Below are 219 nucleotides of genomic sequence, written 5' to 3' on the forward strand. Positions count from 1 at the left end.
CCAGCAGCAGCGCCCGGAACAGCGTGAGCGCCGGATAACCGGGACGACCGGTCTGAACCTTCACTTCCCCCGCAGGTAAAAGCGCCGCAAGGCGATCCCAGTCAATCAGCGCCTCCACCCCATCCAGGGCACAAAGCGCCGGGTGGTCGAACAACTCCTGCGGAGCAAACAAGGCGGGCTGGGTCGAAAAACTCTGTCTCATGACAAAACATACCCCAC

The 219-nt window shown here is 61.6% G+C and carries 1 pseudogene; it reads right to left on the reverse strand.

What is annotated here, in order from left to right:
* Positions 1-202: pseudogene (locus C6W92_RS17585) on the reverse strand (IS5/IS1182 family transposase); the annotation flags it as partial.
* Positions 203-219: the final 17 nt, after the last annotated feature.

It is taken from the genome of Roseovarius sp. A46, from assembly GCF_004126395.1.
GTDB lineage: Bacteria > Pseudomonadota > Alphaproteobacteria > Rhodobacterales > Rhodobacteraceae > Roseovarius > Roseovarius nitratireducens.